This window comes from Planomicrobium sp. CPCC 101079 (genome assembly GCF_007859275.1).
Lineage (GTDB): Bacteria > Bacillota > Bacilli > Bacillales_A > Planococcaceae > Planococcus.
The window spans coordinates 184,210-197,103 of sequence record NZ_VOHC01000031.1; the positions used below are offsets into that span (position 1 = coordinate 184,210).

The 12,894-nt window shown below is 40.4% G+C and carries 17 protein-coding genes; 4 read left to right on the forward strand and 13 right to left on the reverse strand.

Annotated features, from left to right (window positions below):
• Positions 1-261: 261 nt before the first annotated feature.
• The 4 genes from tkt to yneA all read right to left on the reverse strand — a co-directional run bounded on the left by tkt (position 262) and on the right by yneA (position 3,607).
• Positions 262-2,262: a transketolase gene (gene tkt, locus FQV28_RS17235; protein WP_146497749.1), complete on the reverse strand. Its 2,001-nt coding sequence runs from the start codon at positions 2,260-2,262 to the stop codon at positions 262-264.
• A gap of 86 nt (positions 2,263-2,348) precedes the next feature.
• Complete coding sequence (locus tag FQV28_RS17240) at positions 2,349-2,582, reverse strand: DUF896 domain-containing protein (protein WP_146497750.1); 234 nt, start codon at positions 2,580-2,582, stop codon at positions 2,349-2,351.
• A 57-nt stretch (positions 2,583-2,639) separates the two neighbouring features.
• On the reverse strand, positions 2,640-3,293 hold the full coding sequence (locus FQV28_RS17245) for a YneB family resolvase-like protein (RefSeq protein ID WP_146497751.1): 654 nt from the start codon (positions 3,291-3,293) through the stop codon (positions 2,640-2,642).
• On the reverse strand, positions 3,290-3,607 hold the full coding sequence (gene yneA, locus FQV28_RS17250; RefSeq protein ID WP_146497752.1) for a cell division suppressor protein YneA: 318 nt from the start codon (positions 3,605-3,607) through the stop codon (positions 3,290-3,292). The genes FQV28_RS17245 and yneA overlap by 4 nt, the downstream gene beginning before the upstream one ends.
• A 165-nt stretch (positions 3,608-3,772) precedes the next feature.
• Here yneA and lexA point away from each other — a divergent pair, with 165 nt between their 5' ends.
• Entirely contained in the window at positions 3,773-4,393 is a 621-nt protein-coding gene (gene lexA, locus FQV28_RS17255; RefSeq protein WP_146497753.1) for a transcriptional repressor LexA, read from the forward strand.
• A 70-nt stretch (positions 4,394-4,463) separates the two neighbouring features.
• Here lexA and FQV28_RS17260 read toward each other — a convergent pair whose 3' ends face one another.
• The 5 genes from FQV28_RS17260 to FQV28_RS19330 form a co-directional block, all read right to left on the reverse strand.
• The gene (locus FQV28_RS17260; protein ID WP_146497754.1) at positions 4,464-4,889 is read right to left on the reverse strand and encodes a hypothetical protein; all 426 of its coding nucleotides are present in this window, start codon (positions 4,887-4,889) and stop codon (positions 4,464-4,466) included.
• Between the two features lie 148 nt (positions 4,890-5,037).
• Positions 5,038-5,238, reverse strand: coding sequence for a hypothetical protein (locus FQV28_RS17265; protein WP_146497755.1), 201 nt, complete (start codon positions 5,236-5,238; stop codon positions 5,038-5,040).
• A 139-nt stretch (positions 5,239-5,377) separates the two neighbouring features.
• A complete protein-coding gene (locus FQV28_RS17270; protein ID WP_146497756.1) occupies positions 5,378-5,560 on the reverse strand; it encodes a hypothetical protein in 183 nt (60 codons plus the stop codon).
• Between the two features lie 525 nt (positions 5,561-6,085).
• A complete protein-coding gene (locus FQV28_RS17275; protein WP_146497757.1) occupies positions 6,086-6,883 on the reverse strand; it encodes a glycerophosphodiester phosphodiesterase family protein in 798 nt (265 codons plus the stop codon).
• 281 nt (positions 6,884-7,164) lie between these two features.
• Positions 7,165-7,338, reverse strand: a complete 174-nt coding sequence (locus FQV28_RS19330; protein ID WP_186763926.1) for a hypothetical protein — start codon at positions 7,336-7,338, stop codon at positions 7,165-7,167.
• 293 nt (positions 7,339-7,631) lie between these two features.
• On the opposite strand from FQV28_RS19330, the gene FQV28_RS17280 reads away from it, so the two are divergent.
• Complete coding sequence (locus tag FQV28_RS17280) at positions 7,632-7,865, forward strand: hypothetical protein (RefSeq protein WP_146497758.1); 234 nt, start codon at positions 7,632-7,634, stop codon at positions 7,863-7,865.
• 39 nt (positions 7,866-7,904) lie between these two features.
• On the opposite strand, the gene FQV28_RS17285 is transcribed toward FQV28_RS17280, so the two are convergent.
• The 3 genes from FQV28_RS17285 to FQV28_RS17295 all read right to left on the reverse strand — a co-directional run bounded on the left by FQV28_RS17285 (position 7,905) and on the right by FQV28_RS17295 (position 9,875).
• Positions 7,905-8,588 carry a serine/threonine protein kinase gene (locus tag FQV28_RS17285; RefSeq protein ID WP_146497759.1) on the reverse strand — a complete coding sequence of 228 codons (684 nt, stop codon included), beginning with the start codon at positions 8,586-8,588 and terminating at the stop codon, positions 7,905-7,907.
• 99 nt (positions 8,589-8,687) lie between these two features.
• Positions 8,688-8,912 (reverse strand): hypothetical protein, encoded by a 225-nt coding sequence (locus FQV28_RS17290; RefSeq protein ID WP_146497760.1) that lies wholly within the window; start codon positions 8,910-8,912, stop codon positions 8,688-8,690.
• A gap of 123 nt (positions 8,913-9,035) precedes the next feature.
• On the reverse strand, positions 9,036-9,875 hold the full coding sequence (locus FQV28_RS17295; RefSeq protein ID WP_146497761.1) for an STAS domain-containing protein: 840 nt from the start codon (positions 9,873-9,875) through the stop codon (positions 9,036-9,038).
• Positions 9,876-10,653: 778 nt separating this feature from the next.
• Here FQV28_RS17295 and FQV28_RS17300 point away from each other — a divergent pair.
• Both FQV28_RS17300 and FQV28_RS17305 read left to right on the forward strand, forming a co-directional pair.
• A complete protein-coding gene (locus FQV28_RS17300) occupies positions 10,654-11,103 on the forward strand; it encodes a carboxymuconolactone decarboxylase family protein (RefSeq protein WP_146497762.1) in 450 nt (149 codons plus the stop codon).
• Positions 11,104-11,739: 636 nt separating this feature from the next.
• Positions 11,740-12,069: an SH3 domain-containing protein gene (locus FQV28_RS17305; RefSeq protein WP_186763927.1), complete on the forward strand. Its 330-nt coding sequence runs from the start codon at positions 11,740-11,742 to the stop codon at positions 12,067-12,069.
• A gap of 736 nt (positions 12,070-12,805) precedes the next feature.
• Here the strand turns inward: FQV28_RS17305 and FQV28_RS17310 are convergent.
• A partial coding sequence (locus tag FQV28_RS17310) for an IS3 family transposase (RefSeq protein WP_146495148.1) occupies positions 12,806-12,894 on the reverse strand: 89 nt, incomplete at its 5' end.

Sequence of the window (12,894 nt, forward strand, 5' to 3'; positions counted from 1 at the left end):
TACTGCACCACAAAGGATTATACTATAAAAACTTCAATGTGACTACAACAAAAGCGGCGACATGAATTCCAGACATCTTTCCATTCGTCTTATCGCAAAACAGAGGAGACTCCAGTGATGGAGGCCGAAACAAACTCCAGCTGATAACTTAACTGTTCTTTTGCGCAATGACAGCCACGCTTCCTCTTTAGTATTCTGTTGGTCAAATTTCATTACTCAACAAAATAGAAAAGCGAAGGCACTATGCGCCTCCGCTTTTTATTATTCTTGAATTAATTTTTTCACGCGAGCTACAACATTTTCAGGAGTGAATCCGAATTCCTGCATAATGCGTTCGCCCGGTGCACTTGCGCCGAAATGGTCGATCGCTAGAACGTCGCCTTCATCACCCGTATACCGTTCCCAGCCGAATGAAGTAGCCATTTCAATCGCTAAGCGTTTTTTGACGGATTTCGGAATTACCGATTGTTTGTATTCCTTGTCCTGCTTCTCAAAACGGTCCCAAGAAGGCATGGAAACAACCGATACTGCAATTCCTTCTTCTGCAAGTTGCTTTTGTGCAGCAACAGCAAGGCTAACTTCAGATCCTGTCGCTAAAAGCAATGCTTGTGGGTTGTCAGCAGGCGATACGACGTACGCGCCTTTTTTAACGCCTTCACGTGCCAATTCGCCGCTCCGTTCTAGCACTGGCAAGTCTTGGCGCGATAATACCAATAGCGTTGGATGCGATTTTGTAGTCAAAGCCAAACGCCATGCTTCTTTTGTTTCGTTTGCATCTGCTGGGCGGATGATTCCGAGATTCGGCATTGCACGAAGAGAAGCCAATTGCTCGACCGGCTCGTGTGTCGGGCCATCTTCCCCTACCGCTACGCTGTCATGTGTGAAGACATATGTCACTGGCAAGCCCATTAAAGCTGCCAAACGGATCGCTGGACGCACGTAATCGCTGAATACGAAGAACGTACCGCCGAATACGTGAAGACCGCCGTGAAGCGCCATACCATTTAATGCAGTGCCCATTGCAAATTCGCGCACACCAAACCAAATGTTGCGGCCAGCAGGGTTTTCTGCATCGAAATCGCCGCCGCCTTTGATGTTTGTTTTGTTGGATCCTGCTAAGTCGGCACTTCCGCCGAAGAATGAAGGAACTGCTTTGGCAATTGCGTTTACCATATCGCCCGAAGAAGCACGGCTTGCTTGTTTTTTGCCAACTTCATATTGCGGGAAATTCTCCTCGAAGTTTTCAGGCAAGTCACCGTTGATTGCCCGCTGCAATTGAGCTGCAAGTTCAGGGTGTTGCGATTCGTACTGAGCATACAATTCGTTCCAAGATTGTTCCGCTTTTCCGCCAAGTTCTTCTGTCGCGTTCGTAAAGGTTTCGTATACTTCTTCTGGCACATGGAAATCTTTATCAAATGTCCATTCATAGTACTCTTTTGCCAGTTTCATCTCATCTTCGCCTAGTGGCGCGCCGTGAACGTCCGCTTTGCCGGATTTGTTTGGCGCTCCATAACCGATGACTGTTTTGACTTCTACTAAAGTCGGTTTATCGGAAGATTGTTTTGCTTGTGCGATTTTTGCGGAGAGGTCTTCCAAATCGTTCCCGTCTTCTACACGCAAATAATTCCATCCATAGGATTCAAAACGTTTTTGGATGTTTTCTGAGAAACTCATGCTCAATTCGCCGTCCAATGAAATATCATTGCTGTCGTAAAGAACAACCAGTTTGTTCAGTTTCAAGTGGCCTGCAAGAGAAATTGCTTCACCTGCAACGCCTTCCATCAAATCGCCATCTCCGCATAAAGCGAATGTGTGGTGGTCGACAATGTCCAAATTTTCTTTGTTGTATGTAGCAGCCAAGTGGCGTTCAGCCATCGCCATGCCGACAGCCATGCCAATTCCTTGGCCAAGAGGGCCAGTAGTCGCTTCTACTCCAACCGTATGGCCATATTCTGGATGCCCGGGAGTTTTGGAGTTCCATTGGCGGAAATTTTTGATCTCATCAAGGGATAAGCCATAACCGCTCAAGTGAAGCAAGCTGTATAAAAGCATCGATCCATGCCCGGCTGACAAGACAAAACGGTCGCGGTTGAACCATTCCGGGTTTTTCGGGTTGTGGTTCATGTGTTTTGTCCATAATGTATACGCCATAGGAGCAGCTCCCATCGGCAATCCCGGATGGCCCGAGTTAGCTTTTTCGATAGCATCGATGGAAAGCGTACGAATCGTTGTTACTGCAAGTTTATCTGCTGTAGTCGACATAAAAACATCCTTTCTGAATCAAAAATATTCTACTAATCTAGTTTAGTCAACTAAGGTAAAGAATACAACGAAAAAGAGAATAAGTATTAGTTCAAATACTTATTCTCCCGGATATTTTTAACCTTTTCAGGCGTGACGTCATTCCCGTTCGGGTCAATCACTTTGACATTTTCAATTGTGCCGCGCATCGTTTCCCGGAAAGTTTGCAAATATTCCTGGCGCAATGCAGATTGTTCTTTCGCTTCTTCTAAAGATAACCCTGTACTTTTTGACTTCCGCGACAATTCGTTAATACGTTTTAATTTATCTGGTGATAACATAGACATCCACCTTTCTTCTTGAATATCGTATAAAAAAAGAAAGGTTTCTGCAAAGATTTAGCTTTGAGAAAACTTTTCGTATTCTTTAAATCTTCTATGGACAGTGGCTTTGCTCGCTTGATAGCCGAACCCTTGCAGCGTAGTTGCAATTTCATGGAATGTCAGCCCATTGGCTTTCAGACTGACAATTTGGTCAATCGGCAACTCCAAGCGTTCACGCCCCTCGGGATTTCCCCTGCCTTTTAAGTTCTTTTCGGGCTTATAGCCGTTCTCAACCGCCCGCTTCATTCCACGCTTAATCTTAGCATTATGGATTTTCCGCTGGTACTCTTCAACAATTGCCAAAATCTCCAAGACCATATCATCCATATCGTTTAAGGCAATCGGCCCTTGATCGGATAACGTGTATACTTCCACTTCGTACTTTTTCATAACATGCAAAAGCGCAATGCGGGCATGCCCTCGTCCCAACCGTGTTTCGTCCTGCACAAATACAGCAGCCACTTTTTCGGTTTTGATGCAGTTGAGTAATTCCAATAGACCTTCCCGGTCCATTTCATAGCCGCTATGTTGATCAGCAAAAACGCCGTCGACAATATATCCTTGTTCGGTTGCGAACTTCATCAATTCTTCTTCTTGTCTTTCTAAAGATGATTCCTGTGTGTCTTTCGTGGTGCTTACCCGGCAGTAGATCAGTGCAGATTTTCTCATTCAGCATCACCAGCTAATTTCACAGTATCGTCCGGAGTGTATTTCAGCTGATCAGATGGAATCTTAATCGATTGGCCTGCTACAATATGCGGAGTCGATAAGTCATTTTCCTTCATAATCTGTTCTATCCACTGCTGATGCGGAGTGTTTCCGCTGAATGCTTCAGCCAAAGTCCAAAGTGTGTCGCCTTCTTTAATCTCAACGTGGCTGACTTGGACGTCATCGCCTTTAAGCGAAAGAACCGTATAGAAAGAAAATGTAAGAATGAGTGAGAAGAATAAGATCAAGTAAGAGTTTCGTTGAAAAAATGTCAAAAAAACCGCCTCCTAAGAATATGTGTTCGGAATATATGTTCTCATGTTAATGCGAACAAGTGTTTTTGTCAACAATAAAATTCGAACCTATGTTTGCATTTCAAAGCCCAAGTTGATATACTATGGGTAGAAAAACAAGAAGTACAACTAAAAGAGGTGAAACTGTTGAAAAAAGTATCGAAACGCCAAGAAGATATTTTAACTTTTATAAAAGATGAAGTCCGAGCAAAAGGCTATCCTCCTTCCGTCCGCGAGATTGGCGAAGCAGTTGGCTTGGCATCGAGTTCGACTGTACACGGCCATTTGGCGCGGCTCGAAAGCAAAGGGCTGATCCGCCGGGACCCAACTAAACCGAGAGCGATTGAAATCATCAGCACTGAAGAAGCACTTATTGAAAAAAGCCCAGTCCTTCATGTTCCATTGATCGGTAAAGTCACAGCCGGCCTTCCTATTACGGCCATCGAAAACGTTGAAGAATATTTTCCTTTACCGCAATCTTACGGTTCTGAGGATGACCATGTCTTCATGCTAGAGATCATGGGAGAAAGTATGATTGAAGCCGGTATCTTGAACGGGGACTATGTCGTAGTCAAACAACAGCAAACCGCTAATAACGGCGATATCGTCGTCGCAATGACCGCTGATGATGAAGCAACGGTTAAACGTTTTTTCCGCGAGGAAAACTACTTCCGCTTGCAGCCTGAAAACTCTTCGATGGATCCCATTATCGTAGACCAAGTTTCCATCTTGGGCAAAGTCGTCGGAGTTTACCGCCAAATCCATTAAAAAAAGACGTTGAGCAAACCAGCTCAGCGTCTTTTTATTACTGTCATAGTTATTGCGGGCTAGAAGCCCTTTATTGTTTGTTATACATTTCATTGTAAGCAATTACCTTCAAAGCCAGCAACTCTTCTTCTGTCAGCTTTGTTTCAAGCGTTTCGACAACTTCCGCAGGAGTCATGGTTCCGTTCTCTACATTTGTTTTAATCGCATTCAATTCAGATAGCCCCACTTTTTGGATCAGTACCCGGCTGGCTTCACCTGTTGTGGAAAATGGCAAGGCATTTGGGTCCGCCGCTTTTGCTTCCTCTATATATCCGGCCAGTTGCGGGTCATTTTCAATATAAGACCTGATAGTTTCCATTTGACCCGTACTTTCTAATTCAGCGACAGTTTCATCAGTAATTTTTTCTGATGCGATATTGGTTCCTGCATAGTAAATGCCATAACCGATTACAGCAAAAATGAGCAGAATAACGATCAAGAACTTCATAGCCTTCATCTCTCGATTCCTCCTGGCATGTGGTCTAGTATAAGCTAGAACGTTTTATTCACAAGAAAGTTCGTTCATTAGGCAAAAGACGAGGCCCCGAACCCAAAGCTGTACATCGCTAGCTTTGAATCCGGGGCGTCATTTTTTGTTAACTTGTTTAAGTCGCAGACTCGGTTTTCCGCTGTTCGGCAATCCACCAGTCAATATGAGCTAGATCGAAAAAAATGGTACCGCCATATGACTTCTTATGCGGAATCTTTCTTTTTGCCAAATACTCATGCAGCTGATCTTCCGAGATCGGATAATTTACCGACTCCAAATGCTCCAGCAAGCTTTTTACCCCTTGGATCTTACTCATTTAATCACCTCCCACAAAATCCTCTTCACAAATCTGCTAAAGAAAATTCAGTACGAGTTATTAAATTAGTTGGGTATTTTAGTTATACCCTTTTACACAGGCTCTAATCCATAAATCTGCAATAAGGCCTAGGTTCTCTTTAGACTTTCGTTAAATAGCGAGTGAAAAATGATTTTCCGTCCTGCCCCAGTTCTTTCAAAATCGTATAACTCTCTTCTTCATCCCATTTTTTTTCGTTAGCAAGACACGTAAAAATTTTCCCTTTATAGAGCGTCGCGTAGCGGTGCGTATGGATGATAACTTGATCTCCTTGTTTGAACATGAAAATCATCCCTTTCCTGTTATTGAAACTTTCTATGCATCCCCAGGTTGTGTTCCTTGCTTTCATTATAAATCACCTTTTCGCTTTTACCTAGATAAAGTTAATCATGAGTGCTACTTGCCGAATAAGATATGATAGAAATTTGAACGAAAAAATAAAAAAACGGCAAAGATACATAAAATTATGCAAAAAGGGGATACATTAATTAACAACCTTCATAAAAACAGCATTCAAAGGAGGCTATAAAATGAAGAAAGTTCGCTTTGACGGCAAAGAATTTACCCTTTTAGCAGATCCTGAGCGAGCAGGCACCCATGACATGCCTTTATACAAGGCACCGGCAAAAGGCGAGGATGGCAACAAATAAGAAGTTACGTGGAATGTAATCGAAAATTATTTGGAACAAAATGATTTCGAAAACGCAGAGAAGTATTTTGAAAACTGGGATGTCTACTCAGTCGAACAAACCGATTAAAAAAGAGCCCGTATCCGGTATGAGCCGGATACGGGCTTGCTTTGTTTAAATTATACACGGGTGCCGGGAATGTTATCCGTAAAAATACCGTGCGCACCTATACCTTTCCATTTATCTGCAATTTCAGAGGAGTTGACTGTATATAGATGGACCAGCAAACCTGATTCTTTTGCAGTCTTTATATAATCCTCATCGATTCTTTCGAAGTATGTTCCAATGCCAACTGCATACTCACAAACTTCTTCAAACCGCTTTCTCGCATCCGGTCCGGTTATCGGATCTCTTTCCAGCTTGATAAGCGGAATTTTCCGGCTAAAAGTCCGCATTCTTTTCAAACTTTCTTCGCTGAAGGACTGAATGACCACTTTTCCTTCCGGCAAGGATTCGTCTAGCAGGCCATTTTGTCCAAGCAGCTCAAACAGCTCATCTTCAATGCCTTCATTCTGTTCCGGTTTCTTCGTTTCAATATAGTAATTGACACTTTTTCCGAATTCATCGATGATTTCTTGTAAAGTGGGTATCTTCTGCTTTGTGTATTCTTCTTTAGCCATATCCGGATACTTCTGGTTGAACCAAGAACCCGCGTCCAGTCGCTTAAGTTCAGCCAGTGTCATGTCTGTAACGACCCCGCTGCCGTCCGTTGTGCGATCAACCGTTAAGTCGTGGATGGAAACCAAGACATTGTCTTTGCTCATTTGCACATCGACTTCCAGATAATCAGCCTCCAGTTCTTTAGCAAGACGGTAAGCAGCCATTGTATGCTCTGGAGCTTGCACACTGGCGCCGCGGTGGGCAATAATCAAAAATTTGTCTGGATCCATTAAAGCTGTTCCGTTTTTTATCCTCATATTCTTTCCTACTTTCGTAGCTAATGATCAAAGAAACAGAAATTATGGAAAGAACCCTCATGCGTATCTTTTTTAAAAATGCATTTACCCATCTGTCTCTTATCCATTCAGCGAAGATTTTCATTTATGTATAAGTTCCCTAAAGCGTTGTGAATAAACAAATAAGCGGAATATTATAATGGTATTTTCAACTTGCTGTGAGCCTTCCTAAAGCTGCTGCTCGAGATAGAAATAACAACAACCACCAATAGCTAATCACTGAAGAAACCGTATGTCTTCCCTTACTCTTCCCTCCGTATTTCTTCTCGGACCATTAAATTCCGGATTGTGTAATAATCCAAGCTTCTTAAGTCTTGCCCTTCCGGTCCGGAAGACACTCCTAAACTTTCTAATTCTGAAATCCAATTTTCGCGTTTTATTTCCTCTTCCGTAAATAAGGTCTTTTGTTTTCGCAAGGTTTCTGCCCCTCTCTACTTTTGTATATAATATACAATTAATATTCAAATTAGTTTGAATATTCCTTATTTTCCTTTTTACAGAAGTATTAAACCTTTAGACTAAAACTTGCCCAAAACTATGACTCTAATTCCTTACTGAAACCACTCCCATATTTGTAGAATTCATTCTGCAGTTCTAGTCTTCCCTTTTTTTGAGTGGAATGTATGTTATAATGAAAGGAATATAAAAACCTTGGATTCTTACAGACTTTTATTAGTCAATTTCCAAATCTGGAGACGGAGGAATTCCAATGAAATTAGAACATATTAAAGAAATCCTGAAAACTGTAAGCTTTTACAATACAGTTAACATCACCCAAACATTTAGCAAAGAAGACACCGACCGAATTACTGTAACAAGCGTTAAAAACACGGGCGTCTTGCAAATGACATTCATCGAATCTGGTAAAGTTATCTTTTTTGAATCCATAGACCAAGCAGCAGAGGCGGTTGAAGGCAATATCAATTCTCCAACCTTAATCTAAAAAGCCATAAAAAAACACCGGTCAAGCGCCGGTGTTTTTTTATGGCTTTTTCCAGTAATTAGTTTGTTTAAAAACGGTTCCCATAAATTCTTCAAAAGATGGATAAAACTTCGACCATTGGTGATACCATTTGCGAATTGTTTCAAGCAGCCAATAAGGCATGGGCGTGCCAGAAATGAATTGATAATACTCATCATAAGCTTTTTTTAAATGCTCCCAGCGAAAATCATTCCCTGGATGTATGTATTCAGATACATCTAAGATCTTCGCTCTGCCATTTTGCAACAGAATATTTTTTAAATGGATATCGCGTGGGTTCAGCCCTTTTTCGCGCGCAACTTTTCTTGCAGCTTCAACATCCTGGATTGTTTGATCTGGAATGGGAATACCTTGAAGCAAACAGTCAAAAAGTGTTGGTCCTTCCTCGTAGGTCAAAACGAGGAATTTGTCCGTCGCCGCAAAACAAGTTGAAAAGAACTCTGACTGCCCCAATATTGCATACACTTCTGCTTCCGCTCTGATTTTGTTCAATTTTTGTTCTGCATAAACTTTAAATGCATAGGATGGAGCTGAAAGCGATTGAAAAACTGCCGCATCGGTCCCTACACCAATGCATTTTAGATCTGGCGATGATCCGTAGATGGTTACAGGATCGTTGTTCGGATTAGCTGAAACTGATATATTCGACAATGCTTGTGATGCTGCTTCCCATTGGCCGGTCATCCATACATTCCCCCGCGACAAAAGAACTTTCGATTAACAAAAACCTCTTTTGCATTATTTTTATTTTAAATTGTAGAATAGCCGGTTTTCTCTCTTTAGCTATCCACCCCTTCTTGAAGTAAAAACAGGGTCTACATGATCTTTTATCTTCACTAATTTGACGTCTTCTTTATTAAAAAGATTCAATTCACCGAAATTATCTTCGTACTGGACAATTTGTTCTGCTTGCACCATCTCTGCCACTTCTTCTTTTGAATTCGCCTCGACTGTCCTTTCGACTACTAGTCCTTTTTCTATATGGTATTGGATGACGTATTTCTTCATGTCTTCACCTCCCTGTTATTAAAATTCTGTATAGCAAGCTAATATTCCTTTAACATTCTGCCCATACTTTCATCTCTTCCTCTATAAAAAAAGAACCTTTCTTAACTGAAAGGCTCTTTATGTCTATGCATTAATTTCAATTTTATCTATTGCTTGTACCAGTGTGCTGTATACTTCGATGCCTGTGAACTGGATTCCCAATTGGACAGCCGTTTGGGCAATTTCGGGGCTGATCCCAGATAATGCCGTGCGGACTCCGATGATTCTCAATCCATAAATCAATTGGAAGATCTGTTGGGCAACCATCGTATCGATGATCGGAACACCGGATAAATCAATGTACAATTTGTCGATACTGTATTTTGAACTTTGCTCCAACGCTTTTTCGAAGATCACTTGTGAACGGTAGGTGTTAATCTCGCCTACTAGTGGAAGAAGCCCTGTATTTTTAGATAATAAAATAACCGGCGCACTCATTTCAACGATCAGTTCCTGCTGGGCTTGCAGCCGGACTTGAGACGCTTCGGTATTTTGGACAGTAAACTCCTGAACGATTTCACTGATTGCGTCTACCACACCTAAATTCCACTCAGCGTATTGTTCATGTGACACAAATTCAATATTTTGCGTGTAATATTCTTCAAGCAATTTTAAGTATTGCTTTTGTGTATTAAAAAACTCTTCCAACACTTCTTCAAGAGGTGTATTTAAATGGGCTTCGTCTTTTGCGACTCGTTTTATCCAGTCCTGGAATTCCACTAAAAACTCGTTATGGTCTTTACTGAACATCGAACAAAACAGAACATGAAATTCGTAATTCTGTTTTTTTAGTTGTTCAATCTCTTTAGGATCTGTTGTGCTGTAAATCCCTTTTTTGCTTTTGTCTAAGGATTCATACCATTGCTCTGTCAGAATTTCATTTCTTGAGCATAAAAACTTGTGCAGTCGTTCATTTTTCAGCATCTTGATTCTCCTTCACTCAAAACCAGCTTTGCTAAAGCTAGACATACGATATATTTGGCGATATTCATGTTGGAACTGCAGTCACCTATTTTCACTTTAACCTAAATAATATAATATTCTTAGCGGTTTTGCACCCTTTTTGTCAGTTGTATAGCAGTTTTGAGGAATTAGTCTAGTAAAAGCATTTACTTTTTTTGCCACTGAAGCTTTTTGAGTTTTATTGGCAACTGCTTCATCTTATTCTGTTTTTCTTTAGCGATGTTACTTAAAGCACGGATTCCATTTAGTATCTTATGCCTACACAGGCAGTCCAACGCCTCATCGGTTATACCATATTTCATTTTTCTCGATTCGGATTCAATTCTAACTATTCATTTAATTCCAAAGCCAATATGTTATCCTATTTATAGGCACAGAACGATTTACGGCAACTTCCAGACGTAGATGGTTTTGTTACTGACTTTCCCCCTTAAGCCAGAAATGTGCCTGTTTTTCTGAAAATGAGTAGTTCTTCCTTTACCGCCTAAGCACCGTTGCTTGGGCGGTCTTTCTATGTTGCATAGAGCTGCAGGAGGTTTTGTAATGAGTAAGCGTTTCTGCTGTAGCTTTAAACTGATTTTTTAAACCGGACTAAATCCACACATCCTTGTACAAATTTAATAATCTGTTGAACCTTCGTCTCCAATTAGTTTTTCGTTAAGCTTAAAACAGTGTCCTCGCTCGAATATTATAGGAAGAGTATAATCGAGGCATCAAATAATTTAAGGAGTCTGACTATATGAATCAAAGAATCCCTTATTACGATGTTTCCCCTGATGGAATGAAGATTATGATGGATATGGAGAAATACACTAAGAAATCTTCAATTAATCGAACAACGAGAGAACTGATAAAAATCAGGGTTTCTCAAATCAATGGTTGTGCTTTCTGCATTGATACGTATACTGCTGATGCACGAAAGACGGGAGAAACGGAACAGCGAATCTTTTGCATAAGTGTTTGGAATGAATGTGACTTCTACTCGCCAGACGAGAAAATTTCGCTTGAGCTGGCTGAGCATGTTACTTTAATACCTGCTAAAAGGGTTCCAGAAGAGTTGTATGAGCGAGTACGCAAATATTATGATGAGAAACAATATGTTGACCTTATACTGATCATCAATCAAATCAACAGCTGGAACAGACTTTCTATAGCTATGGGAAATACAGCAACAGAAAAGCCACGGTAAACGTTTACTTCCGACCTGTTCTCTATTCGCTTTGAAAATTGGGCAGAACGAAATGAAGGATTGGAATACGCTTATACAAACCTCAATCATCAAGAAAAGCCATTCAAAACAAAACCGCCGGAGTTATTCGCTCTGGCAGTTTCGCAATCTCTTCATACATTTCCAAGTAGTTCTTACATTCAGCTGAAGTAATACCACCGTTTCGATCGGGACAAGCCTATAAGGGAAAATAAAAAAAGCCTTTTACCGATTAAAGTAGAAGGCAATCGTATATCATTCAAAACCCGAAGCAAGTGAACTTTTCCTTGGCACGCCAATGTTACAAAGGCCACAGCTCGGACGCTAAAAGTTTCGTTCTCTACTTTAGGGTCTAGCAGTATAAAAAGGAGGATTAGCTCAATAGTCCAATTCTCTCAACTTCATGTTAACAGGTATGATCAAAACATAATAAGGATACCCCTCGGATATTACCATTATCTTTATTGCTAAGACACATGATCGACTTTAAATCTCCTTCCGCTTAGTCTTCGATCCATATGACGCTACATTTAGGTGAAAACTGATTTTTTTTAATGTAACTGACATCAAACGGTCTTCGTCCTATTATTGAATATTAACTTAAGGAGGAGATATGATTTGAATAATTTTATTAAGGCAATAATATGCTTGTCGTTAACTTTCTTTTCACTTTCCACCGGCATACTCCCTAAAGCAGAAGCAACTGGATCACATTCAGGCACTGTTACTGCTAACAGCTTGAATGTTCGTTCAAAGCCTGCGACGACATCGGCTATTGTTGGCTGGCTGCCAGAGGGCAGTATAATAAATGTATATTCAACCCATGAAGGTTGGGGAGAAACCTACTATAAAAACAAAAAAGCTTACGTATCATTAAAGTACATTAAACTATCTGACAAGATTTCATTTAAAGAGACAAAACAAAAAACTATTTGTATACCACATTAGGTGACAAAAATACTTATAAATTGTTTCATCTGCTAATTTTGGCACTTCATACCGCTGGGAAAAATGGACAATCCAAATGGGTGATAGTGAAAAGTTCTATGAACGCGAATCAAAAAGTGAATGACTTACGACCTCCAATTTAAAAGATAATACAATCCAACTTCGATACCCTTTATTTGTCGGTCAGTCTTGGAAGCCCAATCCTAAAAATCACACAGTTTAAATTACTTCTTTGAATAAGACACTAACTACACCTGCAGGAAAATTCACTAACGCAGTTGAAGTTAAACAAGGTACTGCTGCAACCTATTATTTTGCAAGAAACATCGGATTGATAAAAAAATTGAAAACGGCAAGACTGTCGATGAACTCCAAAAAATAGTAAAACGATAAATATGACCAGTAAAACCTTACCGTCTAGCAAGGTTTTTCCTATTTCTTAGGAATCCTTCTGCGAATTGCATCTTTATTTTAATTCTTATTGTTAGTTAAAATAGCAATCAAGTGCCGGCATACATGCTACATTATGCTTATAAGAGCAGTTCCGATATACAAGGGATTAGAAACTATAAGATTATGCCTGATAATCTTATAGTGGTTTAAAAGAGAACGTAAGATTGTTCAAACGATAACTTTGTAAAAGGCTTGCACTGTTTCAAAATTAATTAATCAAAATCAAAAAAACCGCCGGAGCTTATTGGACTGACCCGTTAATTTGAGACACAAGAAAAAACACCTAGACTGCCATTGTCCGGTATTCAACCGGAGAGTGGCAGTTTAATTTTTGGAACGGTCGGATGTAGTTGTAATAATACATGTAATCTT